The following is a 23,687-nucleotide window of genomic DNA, read 5'->3' as shown; positions in this document are numbered from 1 at the left end:
GTGATCATCATATGAAAAAAAGAATTTTAATTGTAGAGGATGAAGAGAAAATCGCCCGTGTATTAGAACTTGAATTATCATTTGAAGGATATGAAACAGAAAAAGCGCTCACAGGTTATGAAGGACTTGAAAAATACCGTTCTGAGCAATGGGATTTAATTTTACTTGATGTCATGCTACCTGAAATGACCGGAATCGAACTGTTAAGAAGGATCCGCTCAGGAGACGATAAAACCCCTGTTATCCTGCTGACAGCGAAAGATTCAGTTGAAGATAAAGTAACGGGTCTTGACCTTGGGGCCAATGATTATGTAACAAAGCCTTTCCAGATTGAAGAACTCCTGGCCCGCGTCCGCGCATCCTTAAGAATTAAAAAGGGTAGCGTGTCTGACGGCCTGACTGCAGGGAATCTAAAGCTGGATGAACAGACGAGAGAGGTAAGCAGAGGAGGCAAAGAAATCGAACTGACGCCGCGGGAATTTGATCTGCTTGTGTATTTAATGAAAAACGTCAGACAGGTTTTGAACCGTGAGCAGATTTTAAATGCTGTATGGGGCTATGACTATTATGGAGATACAAATGTAGTGGACGTTTATATCCGCTATTTACGTAAAAAAATAGATCTTCCTGAGGAAACACCTCTTATCCATACAGTGAGAGGTGTAGGATATGTACTGAAGGTGAATGAATGAAGCTTCAAAATAAAATTCATCTATACACTTCTGCTGTTTTTGCCCTTTTATTAGTTATGATCAGCCTGGCTGTCTACTTTACTTTCAGTACACTGACTTATCAGAGCGAACTGCGGTCCTCACAGGCGACTGCAGCTTCTACGGCAGCAGGAATAGCATCCTCTGCTGGAGTCATAGAGGATCAGGCGATACTGAGAGCCTATCCTCCTGCAAACGGTGCTGCTTCAATCATTCTGGAGGATAATACCTCAATCGGCCCTGTGACGTCAGTCGGACAAAATGATCTCAGAAATACAGATGAAGTCTTCTATTCAGAGGAGCGGGCTGAAATCATTGAGTTGAATGGACAACGATATACGTTTGTCTCCATCCCTCTCATTTGGTCAAATGGATCAATCGCTAATCTGCAAATTTACGAAAGTCTTGAAAACGCAGTAAACAATCTGCAAATACTTAGAAACGTGTTAATCGCTGTGACGCTGATTGCCTTTATTCCTGTTATTATTTCAGGGAGACTACTCGGCAATGTGATTACGGTCCCGATTCGATCGATGATTAAAACAATCAAATCTATTCAGCAGAGCGGCGAATTCAAAAGGATTCACCTGGAAGGTAAGTCCCGGGACGAATTATACGAAATGGGTGACTCTTTTAACCATATGATGTCGCTTCTCGAAACAAACTTTGATAAGCAGGAGCAGTTTGTAGCGAATGCGTCACATGAATTAAAAACGCCGCTGACCGTCATTGAAAGCTATGCAAATCTGGTAAAAAGAAGAGGGCTTGATAACAGGGAGGTTGTCGAAGAATCCATCCATGCCATTCATTCAGAAGCCATCAGGATGAAGGAAATGACGCAGCAGCTGCTGTTACTCGCAAAACACGGAGAGCAGTGGAAACTGTCTCCGGAGCCCATTTATGTTCCAGAGCTCCTGGAAGAATCAGTACAAGCTTTTACGAACGCATACGGAAGGGAAATTAAACTGACGATTAAAGAAGGATTGGAAATTGAAGCAGATAAACAGAAATTAAAGCAGCTCATTTATATATTTCTGGATAACGCCCACAAATACAGTGACGACTCTATTGAGATTGTCTCAGGTATTGACGTCGATAGCGGCTACATCAGCATACAGGACAAAGGGATCGGTATTCCTAAAGATGATCTGCCAAAAGTATTTGACCGGTTTTACCGGGTTGATAAAGCAAGAACAAGAAAATCAGGGGGATCCGGACTTGGCTTATCTCTTGCTAAGGAATTGTCAGATGCGCTCGGGCTGAATGTAGAATTGAACAGTATCGAAGGAATGGGAACAGTGGCAACCATCAGAATATCTCTTTCCTAACTCTCATGTTCTTCTCATCTAATTCTCATAATCCGCTGATAAACTGAATGTAATTAAACAGTCAGAGGTGAACAGCATGAAAAAACAGCGAATGATCTGGATGACAGGAGGTGCACTGCTGCTCGTTATCCTTATCGTGATCGTCCAGCAATTTATGACGTCAATGACCTCGGCATCTCCCATAACAGAGGAAGAGGCCAGGGAACTCATTAATGAACGTTACCCGAACAGCGAAGTATTAACGGTTGAAGAAACCGCCGATTTATTTGATTTTACCTTTAAAACAAATGCGGGTGAATATCAGCTTCGCCTGAACCGCGAAGATGGCTCCATCGCTTCCCTGGAACCTGTATCTGTAAACGCACAGGACGATCAGCCAATCGAAGAGCTGCTGACTGAAGAGCAGATCAGAGAAAAGGCAAATGCTGAAAAGAGCGGAGAGATCACAAACGTTGAATTACTCAATGAAGGTGATAGTCCTCAATATAAAGCTACAATTGAGGAAGGAAATACAAGAACCATTTTATATCTGAATGCTGTAACGGGCGAAGTGGATACGACAGAGGGAGAGACGATTGAGGAGGCTCCACCGTCTGAAGCGCCGCCGGCAGAACCGGAGCCGGCTAAAATCATAACAGCTGACGAGGCGGGTAATATCGCGCTGACAGCTGTTGCCGGTGAGATTGATGATATTGAGCAAGGGGAGAGCAACGGTGTGCCGTATTATCTTATTGAAATCGAAACAGAAGAAGATGACGCCACCGTCCAGATAAACGCCATCTCAGGAGAAGTCATCAATATCACATGGGATGATTAATTTTAAAACGCATCAATTAGTGTGACTGTAAAACCGGGCCGTGATGCATCCTTTCCTTGGTCGAGCCAATCTGTCTCATAGGTCGAATACTGCCGCATAGAGTCTTCGAAATGTCCCGTATCAATTGTTAAATCGCTTTTTCGAGATCAGAAGGGGAGATAAAGAAAATACTTAAACAAAAGAGCGTGTCAGGATGAATGACTCGCTCTTTCATAAATGCTAATCGCCAGATAAAGGAAGCACAATCTTTATCGTGGTTCCATGGTTTACTTTACTTTTTACGCGGATTTCTCCGCCGTGGGAGTGAATAATCCGGTCTGAAATGACGAACCCGAGGCCGGTTCCATTTTCTTTTGTTGTAAAAAACGGATCTTTAATTTTCTGAAGCACTTCCGGTTCCATGCCTGTTCCTGTATCCGTAATGCTGATTTCAATTGCAGGATGTTGACGGTAAATGGCCTGTAAGACTTCAATCTTGATATAGCCACCGGCAGGCATCGCATCAGCTGCATTTTTAAAAATGTTGAGCAGTACCTGCTTTAACTGATTTTCATCTCCGTGCAGAAATACCGGAGACGTATCCCAGGTTTGTTCAACCTGAATATTTTTAAGATGGAGCTCTGTTTCAAATAGAGTCAGCGTAGTTGAAATCAATTCTTCAAGTGAAACCTGTTTATAAATGTCTGCCTGAGGTTTGGCGAGGACAAGAAACTCGCTGATAATCAAATTAATGCGCTGAATTTCTGCTTCCATGACTTTAGTATAGGTCGGGTACGGGTTATTGGAGTCTTCATTCATCATTTGCAGGAAACCGGAAATGACGGTTAACGGATTTCTGATCTCATGTGTAACACCTGCCGCAATTTCTCCTGCAAGAGACAATTTTTCTGATTGGATCATATACTTTTCGGTTTCCACTTTATAAGAAACATCACGAATGATGGCCGACATGGCAATCACCTGATCATCGTCATCGAAAATCGGTGATAAGGTAATTTCGACATCCACAAGCGAGCCATCGCGCCGCTGATCTTTTGTTCTGAAGGTCGAGAAGCTTTCTCCCTGCATCATTCGCTGTGTTCGATCAGATGCTTCCTCCAGTCTTTCTTTTGGTACAATCGGCAGGCGTTTTCCGATCGCCTCTTCTTTTGCCCATCCGTAAATCTTTTCAAATGCAGGGTTAACTTCAACAATGATCTCCTCAAGGTTATAAACAATGATGGCATCCTGGGCATGCTCAAACAATAAATTCTGATAGCCTTTTTTGGAGGTCAGTTCTTTTTTTGCCTGCGTTTCTTCCTGCTTGAGTCTTTTATGGATCTGCTGAATATAGGATGTATAAATCAAAAGAAACGTGGTCAGTAAAATAAGAAACAACAGCAGGTATAACAGATCTGCGCGGCGGAAGCTTTCAGAGATCTCATTGAAATGTGTCAGGAAAAAATAACTGATTAAAACAGAAGAGAGACTGCTCGAAATCATCAGCACTTTTCTGTTTAAATAAAACGACGACGCCAATATCCCAAAAAAGAAAAAGAGTATATTAACCAATAGCGGGTAATTAAGATTGAAGTACAAAATGTATAAATATAGTCCGCCAAGCACGATCCACATCCCAATAACCGGCTGTTTGATCAACAGGACGAGTGCGGTTGTGAATGAAATGATGATAAACCCATGAGGCTGAAGGGATTGTTCGATCCGCTGGTCAACTATAAAAAAAGACAGTACTTGAAGACCGTAAGCGATCCATAATATAAAAAGCATTCTCTTATTTCTTTCTGTAATAAATTGCTCTTCAGACATTTTTTCACCTCTCTTAAAACAGGATGATTCGACCACCCTGTGCAGATTGTATTTTATTTTGTCTATAGTACACTATACTAGAATATAGTAATAAGCGAAAAGCCTAACTCAGGGGGATTCTTATGTATACACCAAATACCAAAGAAACAATGAATTTATTAAAAGACCTGGTCTTAATCCCAAGTCCATCCGGCAATACATACGACATTATTCAATTTATACAAAAATGGCTTAAAGAACGTCATGTTCCGTCGAGGATCACTAATAAAGGCGGGCTCATTGTGACGCTTCATGGAGAGGATACTTCCCTCCACAGAGTGCTGACGGCGCACGTAGATACGCTCGGCGCTATGGTGAAAGAAATAAAATCAGATGGAAGACTGAAGCTTTCAATGATCGGCGGCTTTCGCTGGAATGCGGTTGAGGGAGAATATTGCTCAGTCGAGACCACGACAGGAAATCGCTTCAGAGGAACGATTCTGATGCATCAGGCATCCGTACACACATATAAAGATGCAGGTTCGGCTGAAAGAAGTGAACAGAATATTGAAGTGCGTCTCGATGAAGTCGTCCACTCGAAAAAAGATACAGAGGATCTTGGGATTTCTGTGGGGGATTTTGTTTCATTTGATCCTCGTCCTGAAATCACCAAAAGCGGATTTTTCAAATCTAGACACATTGATGATAAGGCAAGTGTTGCCATGCTTTTAAAAGTCATCGAATCTATTGTGGAAAATAAAGAAACGCTTCCTTATACAACCCATTTTATTATTGCGAACAATGAAGAAATCGGTTACGGTGGAAACTCGAACATTCCTGTTGAGACCGTTGAGTATCTGGCGGTTGATATGGGTGCACTCGGTGATGGACAGGCTTCAGATGAATTTACGGTTTCAATCTGCGCAAAAGACAGTTCAGGCCCATACCATTACGGACTAAGGAAACATCTGGTCAGATTAGCCGAGGAGCATCAGATTGATTATAAAATTGATTTGTATAACTATTACGGCTCAGATGCTTCAGCGGCAGTCCGTTCAGGTGCAGATATTAAGCACGCATTGATCGGTGCTGGGGTTGATGCTTCCCACGCAAATGAACGGACGCATGAAAAGTCCCTTTATCATACTGAATCACTGATCAGCCGGTATGTATTCTCACAATTGGCTGAATAACAGGAAACCATATTAAGACGAGCGAGGATTACTTATGAAAACGACAACACTTTTTCATTCATTAAAGATAATTAAACAAATTGGAGAGCTGCCTGAAAGAATTACGTCTCTTGAAACTGACTCAAGGAAGGTGCTTGCAGGTTCAGTCTTTATCTGTATTAAAGGATATACAGTGGATGGACATGACTATGCACGCCAGGCTGCAGAAAATGGAGCAGCAGTTATCGTTTCTGAAAAGGAGCTGGATCTTGAAGGAGCTGCCACTCAAATCGTTGTAAAAAGCACTGAGCGGACGCTAGCTATTTTGGCTGACCGGTTCTTTCAGTCACCTTCAGAAAAAATGACCGTCTTTGGTGTCACAGGCACAAACGGGAAAACATCCGTAACGAATCTGATCCATGCATTGCTGAAAGCTTCCGGGCAAAAAGCTGCACTATCTGGGACAATCGGCTTCAACCTTGACGGTGAGCTGCACCAGAGTGCAAATACAACGAGCGATCTTCTCACGACTCAGAGAATGATGCAAACAGCCATTGACCACCGGATTCCAAATATGATTTTTGAAGTGTCTTCACACGGTCTGGTGGAAGGCCGGCTCTGGGGTGTTGACTTTGATGTAGCGGTCTTCACAAATCTAAGTCATGATCATCTCGATTACCACGGGACGATGGATCATTACGGCTATGCCAAGGGACTCCTGTTTTCACAGATGGGGCAGGATTTATCCAAAGATAAAGCAGTTGTCCTTAATCTTGATGATGAGTGGTTTGAACGTTATGCCCAAATGACACCATTTGATGTGATCAGCTACAGCATGGAGAGACCTGCTGACTTTTATGCTGAAAATATAGAGTACTTATCAGACCGTACGCTATATACACTTCATTCTCCAGACGGCGTGTATCAGCTTGAAACACAGCTTCTTGGAACCTTTAACGTTTCAAACACACTGGCAGCAATTGCAGCACTCTATGCAAAAGGCTATAAGGTCAGTGAGCTGGTTGAACACCTTCGTACCATTGCCCCGGTTTCAGGTAGAATGGAGAGGGTACCAACGGATGCGCCTTTATCAATTTATATTGACTATGCCCATACACCTGATGCCATTGAAAAAGCCATTAAATCGGTTATGCCGTTTAAGAAAAACCGGATCCTGTTTTTAATTGGTACCGGAGGCAACCGCGATAAATCCAAGCGGCCGGCTATGGCAGAAATGGCCTCACTCGCAGATTACGTTGTTCTGACAACAGATGACCCGCGCTATGAGGACTATGACAGCATCACAGGCGATCTTGAAAAAGGAATGACTCACAATCAATACGCATGCATCGGTGATAGAGGAGAGGCTGTCCGTCACCTCATGCAACAGGCAGAACCGGACGATATCATTATCTTCGCAGGAAAGGGTCACGAAGACTATCAGATTATCGAAAACACCAAATACCCACACAGTGACAGTGGCATCGCACTTGAAGTCATAAAAGAACGCTTCTGAATTCAGTCATATATTTAGTAGACTTTATATTAAAAGGACCGAAACTAATCTGGTCCTTTTAACTACCTGCAAAAAACATCCGCATGATTATTGACTTAAAAAGGGTCAGGGACATCCGCAGACTCCTACGGCAGAGGAGCGACAGGTGAGACAGTGCAGTGCGTAGCGCAAGCTGGCTCACCGCGCGGCCACAGAAAAGCGAAGGCGACTCGTCCAGCCCCGACAAGCATAAGGCGAAGATGAAAAGAGGGCTGATCTTCGCCCTCTTTCATCTTTGACTTATGACCTCGAGGGGCTAGTCGCCGCAGCTGGACAAAGGAAAGCGGAGGATGTCCCTGACCCGATTTATAATAACCCGCTATTTAAAAAAGCGTCACAACCTTATGAGTTGTGACGCTTTTTCGGTACATATCTGTAAAAAAATAACCTCTGAGAATTAGAAGAACATACCTGCAATCGCAGCGGATAGCATTGAAGCAAGCGCTCCGGCTGCAACAGCACGAATACCCATACGCGCAATATCAGGACGTCTGTTAGGTGCAAGGTTACCAAGACCACCCAATAGAATCGCAAGTGAAGAAATGTTTGCGAATCCACAAAGAGCAAACGTAATGATTGCAACTGACTTTTCAGAGAACTGATCAATCTCAGGTGCAAAGCTCGCATAAGCTACAAACTCATTCAGAACAAGCTTCTGTCCAATGAAGTTACCCGCACGGATCGCTTCATCCCAAGGAATACCAATCGCAAACGCAAGTGGTGCAAAGACATAACCAAGGATCAGCTCAATAGAAAGCTGGTCAAATCCAACAAGACCACCAATTCCACCTAAAATACCGTTCAGCAAAGCAATGAGAGCGATAAAGGCAATAAGCATCGCACCAACATTTAATACAAGCTGCAGCCCAGTTGCAGCACCGCGTGCAGCCGCGTCAACCACGTTCGAAGCTTCTTCATCGGCTTCCATATTAAAATCTTCAGGGTCAGGACGATTATCTGTTTCAGGTACAAACATTTTTGCCATCACAAGACCAGCCGGAGCGGCCATGAAGCTCGCAGCTAATAAATATTCAAGTGGTACACCAAGCAATGAATATCCAATCAGAACAGAACCTGCTACCGAAGCAAGTCCACCTGTCATAACGGCAAACAGTTCAGAATCAGTCATTTTAGCAATGTAAGGTTTAACAACAAGAGGTGCTTCAGTTTGTCCTACGAAGATATTTGCAGCAGCAGACATGGACTCAGCTTTTCTTGTGCCAAGTAACCATGATAGTCCGCCACCAAGAATTTTAATGACAAACTGCATGATCTTTAAGTAGTAAAGAACCGAGATTAAAGACGAGAAGAAAATAATAATCGTCAACACGTTAATCGCAAATACAAATCCGCCTTCCTGCTGCTGATAAGCAAATCCGCCTAATACGAAGTCAATACCGGCATTCGCATAACCAATGATGTTATTGACACCAAAAGTTAATGCTTCAAGGAAGCTCGCTCCAATACTCGTTTGGAGAACGAGAAAGGCAAATGTCAGCTGAATTGCAAGCCCGACTAATACCGGACGCCACTTGATGCTCTTACGGTTATTAGAAAAGAGGAAAGCGATTCCAAGAATGGTCACAATACCAGCTAATCCCCAGAGAATATTCATTATTTTACAGCTCCTATCTTATTTATATGCGCATTCTTGTCAAAATGCTGATATCATTCTACAATGCAAATGCAAGCGTTTCAATATCCGTCACAGAAACGTCAATAAAAGTATGATGTCTGACATCAGAGGAGATGAACTACTTGAAAATTAGAAAAAGCTATGGTTCAAACGGACAAAGGTCCGTATTTATTCATGAAAACAGAAAAGAGGAAACGATCCTGATCGCGATACCATCTGTCCATTGGTCCTACTTGTACAAATACGAGGAATCTGGTGAAGAAACCAGCCGGAACATTAGAGAATCATTAGAAAAGGTCATGACACAGGAAGAAGCAAGTGAACTGAGCCAGAGAATTAAGCAGTGGACGTCTGAAATGTAAAGTTTCTTAAAACAAACAGACCTGCACCTGCTATCCGTGAACGGGTAGCAGGTGCAGGTCCGTCACATTCTTTGAAAATGCGAAATTACTAAGCTGCTGAATCTGATTTTAATTCAGTATACACAACCATCCGGTCAACATAATTTCTTATGTCACGATCAAAATAACCGGTACATGTAATCAGGTTCAGTTTTTCTTTAGAGGATACGCCGAATATTTCCTGAATTGGCGCTTCATTGCGGTCATAAATTTCGGTTTTCGTTACAACGTAAGTGAGCATTTTTCCCGATTCATCGTAAACATGAATTTCGTCACCTTCAGTAAGTTCCTTCAGATCCCAAAAGACAGCAGGTGCTTTTTCGCTGTCTACATGTCCTGCAAGGACTGCGTTCCCTTTTTGCCCCGGTTTATATCCAGGTTCATACCAGGCGACTTCTTCACCGTTATCAGGTACTGCCATGCCACCAGACTCCGGATCTAATCCATAAGGGTTAATGACTGCATCAACGTTGATAGCCGGAATCACTAATCTTGAAGGGGTAATCGTCTGTTGTTGAGCGGCAAGAAAAGGATTGGGTGCATCTGAAACCTGAATCCGGTTTTCGTTCTGCTCCTGTTCTTCCTGAACAGCGGTTGATTCTGTCTCACTTTCTGCAGCCGGAGCGGTTTCAGGTTCTGCAGAAAAAGGTTGATCGCCTGCTGAGCATGCACTCAGCAGGAAGATCAACCCGATTAATAAAGCTTTAATTTTCATTTAATTAGTTATTGTGAGCACGTCTGCGTACTGCGAAAACAATAACCGCTCCACCCATTAATGCAGCTGCTGCAGCATATAGCATGAATGAATTGTTTTCCTCAGCAGCCATTCCACCCATACCTGTTTCAGGCATTTCAGATGGCATAGCGTTTGCAGCTGGTGCAGTTAATACTAATGCTTCAATGCTGTCAAGTGTGTTTACAGCATATACACTGTAAGCCATTCCAGCTTCAAGCTGAGTTCCTGAAAGGTCAAGAACCTGGTCACCTTCTGGAGTACGTACTTCAAGGTCATAAGATCCAGCTTCCAGCTCAGCAAAATCAGTTACAGCAGGGAATTCAGCTCCGCTGAATACAGCGTCTCCACCGATTAGACCTACATCAACTGCAGGTGCATCAGGTGAGAAGTGTCCTGCACGAACTTTTGTCATGCCTTCGCCAATTGTCAGATCGTCCTGAGTTACGTTAAGTGAAATGCTGTCAAGAGTTCCGATTGCAGATGCAGTGTAGTACATTCCGCTTTCAACAGTTAATGTTTCAGAAATAACAGCCGTTTCTGTGTCGCCTGCCGGGAAGATTTCCACTTCATGGTCACCAGCAGGTAGTGCTAAGTAATCTGTGTAATCTTTGAATGCCGCGCCTTCAACTACTGCTTCACCATTTACATAGACGTCAACAGCCGGTGCGTCTGGAGATGCGTGAAGGATTCTAACCCAACCTTCTCCACCTTCATGGTTGTCAGCAAGAGCTGCGCCTCCCATCATAGCCATCATCATGACAGCCGCTAACAATGAGCCTAACAATTTCTTCACATTTTCCACTCTCCTTGTTTTTTTGTTCGTACAGCTTTTGTACAATTTATTTATACAACGTGTACAGTTTTTCTTCAATTCTGAATGTGCTTTTTTCTGTTGACTGAGTGTTAGTATGTGCTGAAAGTGAGATTGCATTCTCTTCTTTGAACTACTATTATGGATGAAGGAATGAAATGAAGAGAGGAAATAAAATCATGACATTAAAAGAAGAAGTTTTATCCAGAAGGACTTTCGCGATTATTTCTCACCCGGATGCAGGGAAAACGACATTAACTGAGCAGCTTCTATTGTTTGGTGGAGCCATCAGGGCAGCGGGAACAGTAAAAGGGAAAAAGTCAGGAAAGTTTGCCACTTCCGACTGGATGGAGATAGAAAAGCAGCGTGGCATTTCAGTAACATCATCTGTCATGCAGTTTGATTATAATGGAAAAAGAATTAATATCCTTGATACACCCGGACACCAGGATTTCAGTGAGGATACGTATCGTACTCTAATGGCGGTTGACAGTGCTGTCATGATTATTGATGCAGCAAAAGGGATTGAAGCACAAACACTGAAGCTTTTCAAAGTATGTAAAATGCGTGGTATTCCGATTTTTACATTTGTCAATAAGCTTGACCGTCAGGGAAGAGAGCCGCTTGAGATTATGGAAGAGCTTGAAGAAGTCTTAGGAATTGAATCATATGCGATGAATTGGCCGATTGGAATGGGGAAAGAGTTTTTAGGCATTTACGATCGTCATCATCACCGTATTGAACAGTTCCGAACGGATGAAGCAGATCGTTTTCTTCCATTAAACGAAGAAGGTGAACTCGAAGGAGATCATACCATTAAAGAATCTTCATTATATGATCAGGCACTTGAGGATATAATGCTGCTAAATGAGGCTGGTAATGAATTCACGGAAGAAAGACTTGCCAATGGCGAAGTAACACCGGTGTTTTTCGGGAGTGCCCTCACAAATTTCGGTGTTCAGACATTTCTGGAAACCTACCTTGAATTTGCCCCGTCACCGCAGCCGCGTGAAACAGATATCGGCAGCATAGATCCTGTCAGTGAAGAATTTTCAGGTTTCATCTTTAAAATTCAGGCAAACATGAACCCTGCCCACCGTGACCGGATTGCTTTCCTTCGTATCTGCTCCGGCCAGTTCGAAAGAGGAATGCCTGTCCAGCTTAGCCGGACAGGAAAAACGATTAAACTGAGCTCATCCACATCATTTCTGGCAGATGACCGGAACACAGTCGATAATGCAGTAAGCGGAGATATTATCGGTATTCATGACACCGGAAACTACCAGATCGGTGATACGCTGACCGGCGGTAAAAGAAGCTATCAGTTCGAAAAGCTTCCTCAGTTCACTCCTGAACTCTTCATGAGGGTAACGGCGAAAAACGTGATGAAGCAAAAACATTTTCATAAAGGAATCAATCAGCTCGTTCAGGAAGGTGCCATCCAGCTCTACCGCACACTCAGAACAGAAGAAGTGATCTTGGGAGCAGTCGGTCACCTCCAGTTCGAAGTTTTCGAACACCGCATGAAAAATGAATACAACACGGATGTTATGATGGAAAACATCGGATCAAAGATGGCAAGGTGGATTGAAAACGAAGAAGACATTAAAGACTCCATGTCATCTCAAAGAAGCCTGCTCGTAAAAGACCGCTACGACAAACTCGTCTTCCTTTTCGAAAACGACTTCGCCATGAGATGGTTCTCAGACAAACACCCGGAAATCAAATTATACAGCCTGCTTTAATCAAGACTGAACTTTAAATTATTTTGAATGATAAATTTACATGCATAGTGCCTTGGTCATCCCTTTCACTTTCGGAAGGATGGCCAAGGCATATTTTTTCGAAAAACAAAATTTATTTCAATAAATCAAAGTGGAGGGGACATCCGAAGACTCCTGTGGCGGAAAGGGACAGGTGAACCCGACTGTGCGAAGCGCAGGCGGGTTCACCGCCCGGCCACGGAAAGCGTAGGATGTCCCCTCCACGATTTTAAAAAACTATGCATTTTGAAGTTGAAACATTTCATTAAAGAGTTGTTTCAACTTCAAAATGCATATAATCAAATTTACTCACCTCAAAAAAATCCTGAAAAATTCACAAAAAAAGTATTATCATTTTACTAAATAGGAATAAAGTATGTATATATAGGGTAGATGTATAAAAGTTAAAGCAATAAATAAGGGATGGGGAGTGACAGTAAAGATGAAATCACAATGCGTTCACTGTGGAGTATCTGTCAGCTTTGATGACAAAGGAACTTTTTACGTTAAGGCTAATGAAAGTGAGATCTCAAGACTGAGCTTCGACTTTGATCATGATAAAGGTATTTTTTACCGCGACTATACAAGCCTGAAGGAAATAGAAATGATACTCGCAGAAATGGAAGAGAAGCTTGACGCTGAAATTCAATGTGGCGTTTCAAGCAATGGTCATCTTACACGCTTTATGCCTATGCACTTATTTTCAGTAAGGCTGAGACATAGAAATACAGTACATTTCATTCAGCATGGCAAAATGGTCAGCCATCTGCAGCCAATTATGGATATTAAAAATGGAGAGCTGTATGGCTATGAATCACTGCTGCGTGCTGATAAAAATGAAAATCCTATATCTCCTTACGAGCTGTTTCAGGTGGCAAACGCCGCTGAAATGCATTCACTCCTGGATCAAAGAGCAAGAGAAGAAGCCATTAAGGCAAGAAAAGACAAAATTGACCCTGGCGTAAAGAGCTTTATCAACTTTCTGCCGTCAACCATTTATAACCCTGAATTCTGCCTCCGCCACACGTTTCAGATCGTCAATAAATATCATGTGGATCCGAGAGATCTTGTTTTTGAAGTGGTAGAAACAGAAAAAATCAAAGATGTCGATCATTTAAAGAAAGTTTTTCAGACTTATAAACGTGAAGGAATGAAAGTAGCGCTTGACGATGTTGGAGCCGGCTTTTCAACAATCGAAATGTTAGAGATGCTGGAACCTGATTATGTGAAAATTGACCGGTCATACGTTTCATTCTGTGATCAGGATCATCAGAAGCAGGATTTTCTTCACCGTGTGTACCAAACTTCTGAACAACTTGGTATAAAGGTGCTTGCTGAAGGCATGGAAAGAAATGAAGAACTGGAAGTGTGTAAAAAAATCGGTTTTGATCTCGGGCAGGGTTACCTGATCGGAAAGCCTTCAGAAAAAGCGATCATACCGGAGCTTAAAAAACCGTTTGCATCCTAAAAAGACTTGACTGACCGTACAAATATGTTAATATAGCAGTATTCTTTATCGCTTAAAAGCGTTTAAGTGAAACAGTATATTGCGATGATCCGGCAGACGGAGTAGATGTAAACAGGCAAAAAGCAGAGACTGAGTGGCTGGTGGAAACTCAGGCCTTTTTATCATCGAATTACACCTGCTATAATGGATGTACGATTCAGTAAAGAGAGCGAAAGCTAATTTGGGTGGTACCGCGGAGAAACCTTCGTCCCAGTGTTAAGGGATGAGGGTTTTTTCTGTATTTTAAGGAGGATGTTTTATGGAGAAAATTAAAGGTGCAATGACACCAACACTTGGAGAAGCAATAGGATTGATTGCAGTTATTATAGGAGTGATGTCAGTTTCAATGATCGGATTTGGGGCGGTTCCACACATACCGATGATTGGATCTATCATCATCTTATTCATATATGGATTAGTTAAGAGAGTACCGTTTAAGCAAATGCAAACAGGGTTGGCTGAAGGTACTGCCTCGGGAATTAATGCTGTCTTTCTCTTTCTTTTTATCGGGTTACTGATTAGCGCTTTATTAATTTCAGGTGCAATTCCTACGTTAATGTTTTACGGCCTTGCCATGGCAGAATTGCCTTTTTATTTTGCCATTGTATTTGCCGTTACTTCTATCATTGGAATTAGTATTGGAAGCTCGTTAACGACAGCTGCAACACTTGGCGTTGTATTTATCAGCATTTCTTCTGCGCTGGATGTCTCGCTTGCCATTACAGCAGGTGCAGTTGTGTCAGGTGCATTTTTCGGGGACAAAATGTCACCATTATCTGATACGACCAACCTTGCTTCAACGGTAGTGGGAGTTGATCTGTTTGAACACATTAAAAATATGTCATGGACAACGGTACCTGCTTTTATCATTTCTATTGTCATGTTTATGATTCTTTCTCCCGGACGATCAGCTGCAACGAGTGAAATTGAGCTGATCAGAAGTGCCCTGGAGCAGTCCAATCTGATCCATCTATACAGTTTGTTGCCGATTATTCTGCTGTTTATTCTGGCTCTTCGGAAGGTGCCTGCACTGTTATCTCTGATCATGACAAGCCTTTTCAGTATCGCACTTTCTTATATTCATACCTCAACTCCCGCTGAACAGCTTTTCGGCATTTTGTTCTCAGGCTATTCTGCAGATACGGGAAATGAAGCTGTTAACTCATTGCTTTCAAGGGGCGGACTGGAGTCTATGTTCTTTACAATTTCACTTGTTCTGTTAGCACTTGGCCTGGGTGGAATGCTATTTAAAACGGGTATTATCCAAAAAATGTTTTCAACCATCCGCTCAGATGGAAACCAGGGAAAGGTTCTGCTGCAGGCGGGTACAACAGCTGTTGGCACAAATGTGCTTGTAGGAGAGCAGTATTTATCCATCCTTTTAACAGGTGAAACATTTGCCAAAAGAGTGGATGAATCGGGACTGAAACGAAAAAATCTTTCAAGAGTACTGGAAGATGCGGGTACGGTCATTAATCCGCTTGTACCATGGGGTGTTTGCGGTGTGTTTTTAACAGATGTTCTCGGAGTGGCGACATTGGATTATCTTCCGTTTGCCTTCTTTTGTTTGATCTGTCCGCTGCTGACAATCGTGTTCAGTGTAACAGGCTGGACCCTGACAAAAGCTGATTAATTAAAAGCATTTGATCATATTGTGAACAACCGTATTTAAAATTGATAAACGACACACGAGTCAGTATAGTGAAAGATAGAGTAAAATGCTGGTTTTGTGTAATCAGCGGAAGGGGCGTTAACCGTTGAATCTAAGTCAATTTTCAATTAAGCGGCCGGTGTTCACCATTGTCACAATGCTGCTTGTTATTTTACTGGGAACCATCTCTCTTACAAGGATCCCAATTAAACTGATCCCGGACATCAGTCCGCCTGTTGCGGTGGTCGTAACCTCATATCCAGGGGCTGGACCGACAGAGGTACTTGAAAAAGTAACGAAGCCGATTGAGTCACAGGTCGCGCTGCTGCCGGGTCTAAAAAATGTTTCATCTACATCTGAAGAAGGATCAAATCTGGTCTTTTTGGAATTTGACTTTGCAACGGATATAGATGAGATCGAAAGTGATATCCAGCAGGCTGTCTCTCAGGTAGAGGTGCCTGAAGGAGCAAATGATCCGCGGGTGCTGAAATTTGATCCATCTCAGTTTCCGGTCATTCAGCTCAGCCTTCGTTCTTCTGATACTGAAACAGATATCAGAGAGCTTGCTGAAGAACTTGAACTTGAGTTGACCAGAACAGAAGGTGTCGCAAGTGTAGACATTTCCAATTCACTTGCAGAAGAAGTCCGCATTCAGCTCGATCAGGATCAGCTGCAGGAATTCGGTCTTTCACAAAACGATGTTCTGCAAACGATTCAATCAAATAATGTATCCTTCCCGGGAGATCCCGTTGAAACAGACGGTAAAAATCTCACTACCCGTATATTAAGTACGTTGACGTCTGTTGAGGATATTGAAGCATTGCCTATTACCGTAGATCCGGTTTCCGGTGAAGATATCACGGTCGCTGATGTTGCGGAAGTGACGTTTGGTGAGGCGGAGCAGAACGTGATTACACGGGCCAATGATGAACAGGCTGTTTTGATCAGCGTACTGCAGGAATCAGATGCAAATACAGCTGACGTGTCCACAGCTTTTAAGGAATCACTGGATGAATTACTTGCTGAAGACCGATATGAATCAATCACAGCAGATGTGTTGTTTGACCAGGGGGATTATATACAGCTGGCAATCGGCAACATCGGAAATTCACTGATTGTCGGTGGACTGTTTGCCATGATTGTCCTGTTTCTTTTTTTAAGAAATGTAAAAAGTCCAATCATTATCGGGGTTGCGATTCCTTATTCAGTAATCGTAACGTTTGTGCTGATGTTTTTCTCTGACTTTTCATTGAACATCTTTACACTAGGTGCATTAGCACTCGGAATCGGGATGCTTGTCGATAACTCTATTGTTGTACTTGAAAACATTTACAGGCACCTGTCAATGAAAAAAGAACCTAAAACAGCAGCTGCTGATGGAGCGAAAGAGGTTGCAGGTGCCATTACGGCATCTACCTTGACGACAGTGGCAGTTTTTGTGCCGGTTGTCTTCATTGAAGGATTGATCGGAGATCTGTTCACTGAGTTCGCATTGACCATTTCATTCAGTTTATTTGCTTCACTGGTTGTGGCATTGACCGTTGTACCGATGCTTGCGAGTAAGCTGCTTAAGGAACCAAAGGAAAACCTGGAGAAAATCCGCAGGGAATCCGGTTTTCTGAGAAGATTCAATGAAACGGTCAAATGGTCTTTACGTAAACGCTGGATTCCAATTTTAATCATGATTGGCTTGCTTGGGGTTGGAGGATACGGCATATCTACTGTAGGGACACAATTCCTGCCTGCAACGGACGAAGGTTTCTTCAGTATCCGTGTCAACCTTGAAAATGGAACGGCCATCGAAGAAACTGAACGGGTAGTAGCAGCCATTGAAGAGGAACTTCGTCAGGAGGAATCCATCGATGTATATGTCAGCCAGATCGGACAAACACAACAAGGTTCATTTGACGGAGGTGCTGACGGTTCGATTGCAGATATTTCTGTGAAAATGGTTCCTTTAGGTGAACGTGACCTGTCAGTATTCCAGCTCATTGAAAATATTACAGATGACATTGAGGATGCTGCACTGGCTGTAAATGAAACAGCTGAAGTATCTGCATCATTGCAGACTGCTACCGGAACTTCACCGCAGACACTGTCATTTGATGTGCGTGATACGGATGAAAGCCGCCTCGATGAATCAGTGGCACGCATAGAGGAAGCATTGCTCGAAATGGATGCGATTACCGAAGTCGAAACGGACCTTGAAGATACGGTTGAAGAAGTACAGCTTGAAATCAACCGTGATGAAGCAAGAGAGTATGGATTTGTACCTGCTCAAATCGCTCAGGAAGTAAATGCTGTTACGAGAGGAACACTTGCTACGCAGATTATTACAGACGACTCACAGGTTTACAGTGTTTTTATTCAGTATGAGGAAGAAATAGCGAATACGCTTGAAGGACTTGAGCAGCTGGCGCTCCGTGCACCGAGCGGTCAGTTTGTTGAACTGCAGGAGCTGGCTGATATTACGATTGCAGAAGGACCAGTGTCCATTCAGCGTATTGATCAGCAGTCAGCAGTTGGATTTACGGCAACCTATACCTCTGCTACAAACCTTGGTGCTATTTCAACTGAAGTGGATGAGGTCATTGCTGATCTTGATCTGCCTGAAGAAACGGAAGTAGTATTTGGAGGAGACCGTGAGTTACTTGAGGATTCCATTAACGATATGCTTTTAGCCGTTGTGCTGGCGATCGTTCTTGTTTATTTTGTGATGGCTGCACAGTTTGAATCCTTCAAATATCCATTTGTTATCATGTTTACAGTGCCGCTATCCGTTATTGGCGTTGCGATTGCCCTGTTTGTCACACAGACTCCGGTGAGCGTAACCGCGATTATCGGTTTACTTGTTCTGTCAGGTATTGTTGTTAATAATGGGATTGTTCTTGTTGATTACATTAATCAGCGAAAAGCTTCAGGAATGAGCAGTTATGACGCCATTGTCACCTCAGTACGCGACCGTGCAAGACCGATTCTGATGACTGCACTGACAACGATTCTAGGTCTGGTACCACTGGCTGCAGGAATCGGTGAAGGGACCGAGATAAACCAGCCGATGGCGATTACAGTTATTGGCGGTTTAATCAGCTCAACGTTCCTGACACTGTATATCGTTCCGATTGTATACAGTTTTGTAGATAAAGAAACAAGAAGAATGAATAAAAAGAATAAAACTGCACCAAATACAACGACTGAATAAAACCGTTTTGCTGCAGTAAAATGAATAAGTGCCTGAAAACCGTTGTTTTTATAGTGAGTAATATGACGCCTCCATTATGATGGGTGTATGATTTCGCTATCTATTAACAACGCGGTTTTCAGGCGCTTTTGTTATTTGAATCAATTGAAAAAGATCTGCAGCTGATTCGTACATACCAGCTTGATTTTGTATAATAACACCAAGGGGGAATGTGAATTGAAAACCGGTTATTTTGTGACAGGATTTCCAGGCTTTTTGAGCGAGCAGCTTTTAAAGGAATGGATTTCAGGAAGTGGGTCAAAAAGCATTTATCTGCTCGTCATGCCGTCTATGCAAAAACAGGCTTCAGAACGACTGGAAGAATTGAAAAAAATCAATGAATCCGAATCTGTCTTTCATATTGTGCAGGGGGATATTACAAAACCGGAATTGGGGATGACGCATTCGGCATCAGCGTATCTGAAAGATAAAATTCATTATGTGTGGCACCTGGCTGCTGTATACGATCTTGCTGTGCCAAAATCCACGGCATTTCAAGTGAATGTTACAGGAACGCACCATGTTAACGAGTGGGTGCGTACACTCCCAAATATCAGGAGATACGTTTATTTCAGCACTGCCTATGTCGCAGGTAAGAGAAATGGTGTCATTAAAGAAACAGAGCTGATCAGACCTGACGCGTTTCGGAATCATTATGAACATTCAAAGTTTGAGGCGGAAGTACTTGTTGAAAAAATGAAATCGGAAGTTCCTGTGACCATTATCAGACCTGCTATCGTCAAAGGCTCAACCAAAAGTGGAGATACGACAAAGTTTGACGGGCCCTATTATCTTATGAATATCATTGATAAAGTAAAGTCCATTCCTGTTATTCCGTATATGGGGAAAAGCAGCGCTAAATTAAATGTGGTTCCGTACGACTATGTCATACAGGCAGCAAACTATCTGGCACATCTACCTGAAGGAGAAGGGAAAACCTATCATTTAACTGATCCGAATCCATACCCTGCCAGGGAAGTATACCGGTTTATTATGCAGGAGCAGGCTGGCAGAACACCTTCTTTTACGATGCCTGTAAAAGCAGTTCAGTTAACATTATCGATTCCTTCTGTACGAAAATATATAAAAGCTGAAAAGGAAGGGCTTGATTACTTCTTTTGGGAAGCTGAGTTTGATCAGAGTCAGTCAGAGAAAGATCTGCGACAGTCGGGGATAGAATGTCCGGATTTTCTAAAAGCGATTCCATCGATGGTCCGTTTTTACGAGGAAAACAAGCACGACAAAAGATTTCATCGTGAAATAAAATAAAGATTGCTTTCTTTTACCAGCATGATATAATATCGTTAATCGAATATCACTCTGACAGTTGTCAAGGGGGAGTAGCTGTAGCTATGGATCGTACATAGCTAATTATGGTCGTCATGACATGAACATTGCCGTTCATCGGCCATAATGGCATTTATTTGCTTAGCAAGACCTTTGCCTTTATTAGGTGAAGGTCTTTTTTGCTGTCTAAAAAGGCGATTCGGTTAAAACAAATTTGGAGGAGATTTTATGGATGCAGCATTGTTGCTGGAATACGCATGGGTCCTGCTGATCCTGATCGGGTTAGAAGGAATTCTTGCGGCCGATAATGCGGTTGTAATGGCTGTAATGGTCAAGCATTTACCGGAAGAACAAAGAAAAAAGGCATTATTTTACGGATTATTCGGGGCGTTTGTTTTCCGGTTAGCTTCTTTATTCCTGATCGCTGTATTAATCGATGTATGGCAGGTACAGGCAATAGGAGCAGTTTATCTTCTTTATATTTCGATCAGTCATATTGTTAAGCAGATCGTTACCAAAAATGATGAACTGACAGACGCGGCTGAAGCGGAGAAAGCAGTGAAGAAAGGGTCAGGCTTCTGGATGACAGTATTGAAAGTTGAGCTCGCTGATATTGCATTTGCCATTGATTCGATGCTTGCTGCGGTTGCTTTAGCCATTACGTTACCAGCAGTTGGTGCATTTGAAATTGGCGGTATTGATGGCGCTCAATTTATCGTTATTTTCCTTGGAGGACTCATTGGTCTGATTATTATGCGTTTTGCTGCCCACTGGTTCGTTAAACTGCTTGGTAAATACCCGTTATTAGAAACAACAGCATTTTTGATTGTTGGTTGGGTAGGGGTTAAGCTTGCTGTACTAACGCTTGGGCACCCGAACCTTGCTTTAATTGACACTCATTTTCCACACTCAACAACATGGAAGCTGATTTTCTGGTCTGTTTTAGTCGTGATCGCGGTAGGAGGCTTCCTGCTTGCAAAGAAGCGTGGCGGACAGGAAAATACAAGCACTGCTCATTATTAAAATAAACACCACGGCTGTTATAGCTGTGGTGTATTTTTATACAGAAAATATAATTGTTCAATATACCCCCATAATTCAATCTTTCATCACCGAATGTTTATATAAAAGAAAGCTTTATCTTCCATTCTTCGGAATTTACCGTTACAATTCTGCTATAACAGGTTGAATTGAGGTGAAGATGGTGATTCCATTTCTTTTACTAGGTATTTATAAATTCTCAAGCCAGTCTTCACTCGAAGACAAAATCGTCGTTATTCAAAATGGAGATCAGGAATTACTTAACGAAGTACTTAAGGATTATAAGCCGTATATTAAAAAAACAGTGTCCAAAGTATGTAAAAGATATATTTATGACACAGATGATGAGTACAGTATTGGTCTCATTGCCTTCCATGAAGCCATCATGAATTATCATCCGGACCGTGGAGCTTCATTGTTAACATTTGCTGAGATTGTCATCAGAAGAAAATTGATTGATAAAATCAGAAAGGATCATAGGGAAAAAGCGGATCTGACCTATGACAAAGCGGACAGTGAAGAATCGGTAATGAAAGCTCATGAATCCTGGCAGGCGATGGAACATTTTCAGCTTGAAAACACAATTAATGAACGTAAAGAAGAGATTTTGTATTATAGTCAGGCTCTGTTACCCTATAAACTTTCGTTCAAAGAACTGGCTGAAAACGCGCCAAAACATTCAGATGCAAGGGAAAATGCGATTTTTATTGCCAGGCTCGTTCAATCAAACAAAGATTGGTTACGGGAACTGAAAGAGAAAAAAAGGCTGCCAATTAAGAAAATAGAGAAAGAAATTGATTTGAGTAGAAAAACGATTGAAAGAAACCGCAAATATATTATTGCAGTAGTTGTATTACTTGATGGAGATTTTCCGTATCTGCAGGAATATGTGAAGGAGAGTTTGCAATGAAAAAAGGATTGGTCATGGAAATACATAAACGTCATGTTGTGCTGATGACAAGAAATGGGGAGTTTTGTAAGGTTGCAAAACCTTCCGGATCTCTTTCAATAGGGGAAGAAGTAGTCTCTTATCCTCTGGAACGAAGGATCCCAGGCGGATTGTCCTCGATTGGAGCGATGGCAGCAGTTGCAATGATTATGTTTTTTCTCGTGAACCCTTACTTCAATGAGGAAACCTATGCACATATTGCTGTAGATATTAATCCGAGCTTTGAGCTGATGATTAATGAAAAAGCCGAAGTAATTCAATGGACCAGTGTGAATGAAGATGCTGAGAAATTAGAGAATCAGCTTAACCTGAACGGGGAGAGCATTCAGGAAGCAATGTCTGAAATCATTGCTGTCAGTGGTGAAGCAGGCTTTATTAATGAAAACAACGAAACGGTTACGATCTCTGCAGTTTATACAAATGAATCTTCCACTAACTTTCAAAAAGTGTTGAGAGAGAGGCTTGATGAATGGTCTGTTCAGGAAAATAAAGTGAACAACACTGCTTCCATTTCTATACAGGAAGGTGCGGTTTCAGATCTTGCTGCTGCAAAAAATCAGGGAATTTCCTTTGGTAAATTGATTACCCAAAAAAAGAATGTACTGACTATGATGCCTTTGAAAGAACAGCCTATTCTGCCTCCGCTCGAAAAGACGGAAGTGGATAAAATCTTAACAGAGACCCATGAAAAAGATGTAACAGAAGCATCTGGAATTCATGGACCTGATCACTCAGAGCAAAATGGGCAGCCTGAGGAGTCAGCTGAAAATAAAGACCACTTACCATCTGCTGCATCTCATGGGCAGAATATGAAAGAACAAAAGCAGGAACGGAATGAAGAAAGAAAAGAAGATAAACAAAAAGACGATCCAGAAAAGGCAGCCACTCCTGTAAAGACAGAAAGTGAGAGCGATCACAATAAAAATAAAGAGAACCATCATTCTGGCAACGCTAATAAAAGTCCTGATAATAAGGACAATAAAAATAAGGGCCCGGGTAATAACAATGGAAATGGAAAAAAAGAAAAAGATGAAGAACATCCCGGCAATGGTAACAAAAAAGATAAAAATGAGTGAAATCATCGTTAATTGGGAAACCGGTATTCACATTAAAAACTGTGGATACCGGTTTCTTTTTATTGAATTACGTTGTTCAGAAAAACTACATGGAAAAATCATTTCAAAACCGGTGAAAATCAGATAAGCTTAAGTATAGATTTTACGGTATTCTTTGATCCTGTAGGAAAGAGTGAACAACATGAGATTTAACGGGATTGACTGCTGTTCAGTAAGACCAT

General features: G+C 42.2%; 18 protein-coding genes. 14 read left to right on the top strand and 4 right to left on the bottom strand.

Annotated features, from left to right (window positions below; all coding sequences use genetic code 11):
• The first annotated feature begins 11 nt into the window (after positions 1-11).
• The 3 genes from H7968_RS08490 to H7968_RS08480 all read left to right on the top strand — a co-directional run bounded on the left by H7968_RS08490 (position 12) and on the right by H7968_RS08480 (position 2,855).
• Positions 12-692 (top strand): response regulator transcription factor, encoded by a 681-nt coding sequence (locus H7968_RS08490; RefSeq protein WP_227395724.1) that lies wholly within the window; start codon positions 12-14, stop codon positions 690-692.
• Positions 689-2,038, top strand: a complete 1,350-nt coding sequence (locus H7968_RS08485) for a sensor histidine kinase (RefSeq protein WP_227395723.1) — start codon at positions 689-691, stop codon at positions 2,036-2,038. Before H7968_RS08490 ends, H7968_RS08485 begins: the two co-directional genes overlap by 4 nt.
• 76 nt (positions 2,039-2,114) lie before the next feature.
• Positions 2,115-2,855, top strand: coding sequence for a PepSY domain-containing protein (locus tag H7968_RS08480; protein WP_227395722.1), 741 nt, complete (start codon positions 2,115-2,117; stop codon positions 2,853-2,855).
• A 219-nt stretch (positions 2,856-3,074) separates the two neighbouring features.
• On the opposite strand, the gene H7968_RS08475 is transcribed toward H7968_RS08480, so the two are convergent.
• On the bottom strand, positions 3,075-4,661 hold the full coding sequence (locus H7968_RS08475) for a two-component system sensor histidine kinase NtrB (protein ID WP_227395721.1): 1,587 nt from the start codon (positions 4,659-4,661) through the stop codon (positions 3,075-3,077).
• 122 nt (positions 4,662-4,783) lie between these two features.
• Here H7968_RS08475 and H7968_RS08470 point away from each other — a divergent pair, with 122 nt between their 5' ends.
• Both H7968_RS08470 and H7968_RS08465 read left to right on the top strand, forming a co-directional pair.
• Positions 4,784-5,833, top strand: coding sequence for a M42 family metallopeptidase (locus H7968_RS08470; RefSeq protein ID WP_227395720.1), 1,050 nt, complete (start codon positions 4,784-4,786; stop codon positions 5,831-5,833).
• A 34-nt stretch (positions 5,834-5,867) separates the two neighbouring features.
• Positions 5,868-7,328, top strand: a complete 1,461-nt coding sequence (locus H7968_RS08465) for a UDP-N-acetylmuramoyl-L-alanyl-D-glutamate--2,6-diaminopimelate ligase (protein WP_227395719.1) — start codon at positions 5,868-5,870, stop codon at positions 7,326-7,328.
• Positions 7,329-7,764: 436 nt separating this feature from the next.
• Here the strand turns inward: H7968_RS08465 and H7968_RS08460 are convergent, their stop codons facing one another.
• Positions 7,765-8,982, bottom strand: coding sequence for a NupC/NupG family nucleoside CNT transporter (locus H7968_RS08460; protein WP_227395718.1), 1,218 nt, complete (start codon positions 8,980-8,982; stop codon positions 7,765-7,767).
• 143 nt (positions 8,983-9,125) lie between these two features.
• Here H7968_RS08460 and H7968_RS08455 point away from each other — a divergent pair, with 143 nt between their 5' ends.
• On the top strand, positions 9,126-9,365 hold the full coding sequence (locus tag H7968_RS08455) for a YueH family protein (RefSeq protein ID WP_227395717.1): 240 nt from the start codon (positions 9,126-9,128) through the stop codon (positions 9,363-9,365).
• Positions 9,366-9,453: 88 nt separating this feature from the next.
• Here H7968_RS08455 and H7968_RS08450 read toward each other — a convergent pair whose 3' ends face one another.
• Positions 9,454-10,119, bottom strand: a complete 666-nt coding sequence (locus H7968_RS08450) for a class F sortase (protein ID WP_227395716.1) — start codon at positions 10,117-10,119, stop codon at positions 9,454-9,456.
• Positions 10,120-10,123: 4 nt separating this feature from the next.
• Positions 10,124-10,933 (bottom strand): DUF4397 domain-containing protein, encoded by an 810-nt coding sequence (locus tag H7968_RS08445; protein ID WP_227395715.1) that lies wholly within the window; start codon positions 10,931-10,933, stop codon positions 10,124-10,126.
• Positions 10,934-11,130: 197 nt separating this feature from the next.
• On the opposite strand from H7968_RS08445, the gene H7968_RS08440 reads away from it, so the two are divergent.
• The 8 genes from H7968_RS08440 to H7968_RS08405 all read left to right on the top strand — a co-directional run bounded on the left by H7968_RS08440 (position 11,131) and on the right by H7968_RS08405 (position 23,466).
• Entirely contained in the window at positions 11,131-12,696 is a 1,566-nt protein-coding gene (locus H7968_RS08440; RefSeq protein ID WP_227395714.1) for a peptide chain release factor 3, read from the top strand.
• Positions 12,697-13,156: 460 nt separating this feature from the next.
• The gene (locus tag H7968_RS08435) at positions 13,157-14,182 is read left to right on the top strand and encodes an EAL domain-containing protein (RefSeq protein ID WP_227395713.1); all 1,026 of its coding nucleotides are present in this window, start codon (positions 13,157-13,159) and stop codon (positions 14,180-14,182) included.
• Between the two features lie 298 nt (positions 14,183-14,480).
• The gene (gene nhaC, locus H7968_RS08430; RefSeq protein WP_227395712.1) at positions 14,481-15,854 is read left to right on the top strand and encodes a Na+/H+ antiporter NhaC; all 1,374 of its coding nucleotides are present in this window, start codon (positions 14,481-14,483) and stop codon (positions 15,852-15,854) included.
• Positions 15,855-15,978: 124 nt separating this feature from the next.
• Positions 15,979-19,074, top strand: coding sequence for an efflux RND transporter permease subunit (locus tag H7968_RS08425; protein WP_227395711.1), 3,096 nt, complete (start codon positions 15,979-15,981; stop codon positions 19,072-19,074).
• A 216-nt stretch (positions 19,075-19,290) separates the two neighbouring features.
• Entirely contained in the window at positions 19,291-20,382 is a 1,092-nt protein-coding gene (locus H7968_RS08420; protein WP_227395710.1) for an SDR family oxidoreductase, read from the top strand.
• Positions 20,383-20,628: 246 nt separating this feature from the next.
• On the top strand, positions 20,629-21,423 hold the full coding sequence (locus H7968_RS08415) for a TerC family protein (protein WP_227395709.1): 795 nt from the start codon (positions 20,629-20,631) through the stop codon (positions 21,421-21,423).
• A 178-nt stretch (positions 21,424-21,601) separates the two neighbouring features.
• Complete coding sequence (gene sigI, locus H7968_RS08410; RefSeq protein WP_227395911.1) at positions 21,602-22,351, top strand: RNA polymerase sigma-I factor; 750 nt, start codon at positions 21,602-21,604, stop codon at positions 22,349-22,351.
• Positions 22,348-23,466 carry an anti-sigma factor domain-containing protein gene (locus tag H7968_RS08405; RefSeq protein WP_227395708.1) on the top strand — a complete coding sequence of 373 codons (1,119 nt, stop codon included), beginning with the start codon at positions 22,348-22,350 and terminating at the stop codon, positions 23,464-23,466. Before sigI ends, H7968_RS08405 begins: the two co-directional genes overlap by 4 nt.
• Positions 23,467-23,687: the final 221 nt, after the last annotated feature.

Source organism: Jeotgalibacillus aurantiacus (assembly GCF_020595125.1).
Classification (GTDB): Bacteria; Bacillota; Bacilli; order Bacillales; family Jeotgalibacillaceae; genus Jeotgalibacillus; species Jeotgalibacillus aurantiacus.
The sequence above is the reverse complement of the archived record's forward strand: the minus strand, read 5'-3'. Positions and strand labels throughout refer to the sequence as shown.

Excerpts from the sequence above, each read along its gene's own strand:
- H7968_RS08480 (WP_227395722.1), top strand. The coding sequence starts at position 2,115 with ATGAAAAAACAGCGAATGATCTGGATGACAGGAGGTGCACTGCTGCTC.
- H7968_RS08435 (WP_227395713.1), top strand. The coding sequence starts at position 13,157 with ATGAAATCACAATGCGTTCACTGTGGAGTATCTGTCAGCTTTGATGAC.
- H7968_RS08405 (WP_227395708.1), top strand. The coding sequence starts at position 22,348 with ATGAAAAAAGGATTGGTCATGGAAATACATAAACGTCATGTTGTGCTG.
- H7968_RS08450 (WP_227395716.1), bottom strand. The coding sequence starts at position 10,119 with ATGAAAATTAAAGCTTTATTAATCGGGTTGATCTTCCTGCTGAGTGCA.
- H7968_RS08470 (WP_227395720.1), top strand. The coding sequence starts at position 4,784 with ATGTATACACCAAATACCAAAGAAACAATGAATTTATTAAAAGACCTG.
- H7968_RS08465 (WP_227395719.1), top strand. The coding sequence starts at position 5,868 with ATGAAAACGACAACACTTTTTCATTCATTAAAGATAATTAAACAAATT.
- H7968_RS08440 (WP_227395714.1), top strand. The coding sequence starts at position 11,131 with ATGACATTAAAAGAAGAAGTTTTATCCAGAAGGACTTTCGCGATTATT.
- nhaC (WP_227395712.1), top strand. The coding sequence starts at position 14,481 with ATGGAGAAAATTAAAGGTGCAATGACACCAACACTTGGAGAAGCAATA.
- sigI (WP_227395911.1), top strand. The coding sequence starts at position 21,602 with ATGGTGATTCCATTTCTTTTACTAGGTATTTATAAATTCTCAAGCCAG.
- H7968_RS08475 (WP_227395721.1), bottom strand. The coding sequence starts at position 4,661 with ATGTCTGAAGAGCAATTTATTACAGAAAGAAATAAGAGAATGCTTTTT.
- H7968_RS08460 (WP_227395718.1), bottom strand. The coding sequence starts at position 8,982 with ATGAATATTCTCTGGGGATTAGCTGGTATTGTGACCATTCTTGGAATC.
- H7968_RS08485 (WP_227395723.1), top strand. The coding sequence starts at position 689 with ATGAAGCTTCAAAATAAAATTCATCTATACACTTCTGCTGTTTTTGCC.
- H7968_RS08415 (WP_227395709.1), top strand. The coding sequence starts at position 20,629 with ATGGATGCAGCATTGTTGCTGGAATACGCATGGGTCCTGCTGATCCTG.
- H7968_RS08490 (WP_227395724.1), top strand. The coding sequence starts at position 12 with ATGAAAAAAAGAATTTTAATTGTAGAGGATGAAGAGAAAATCGCCCGT.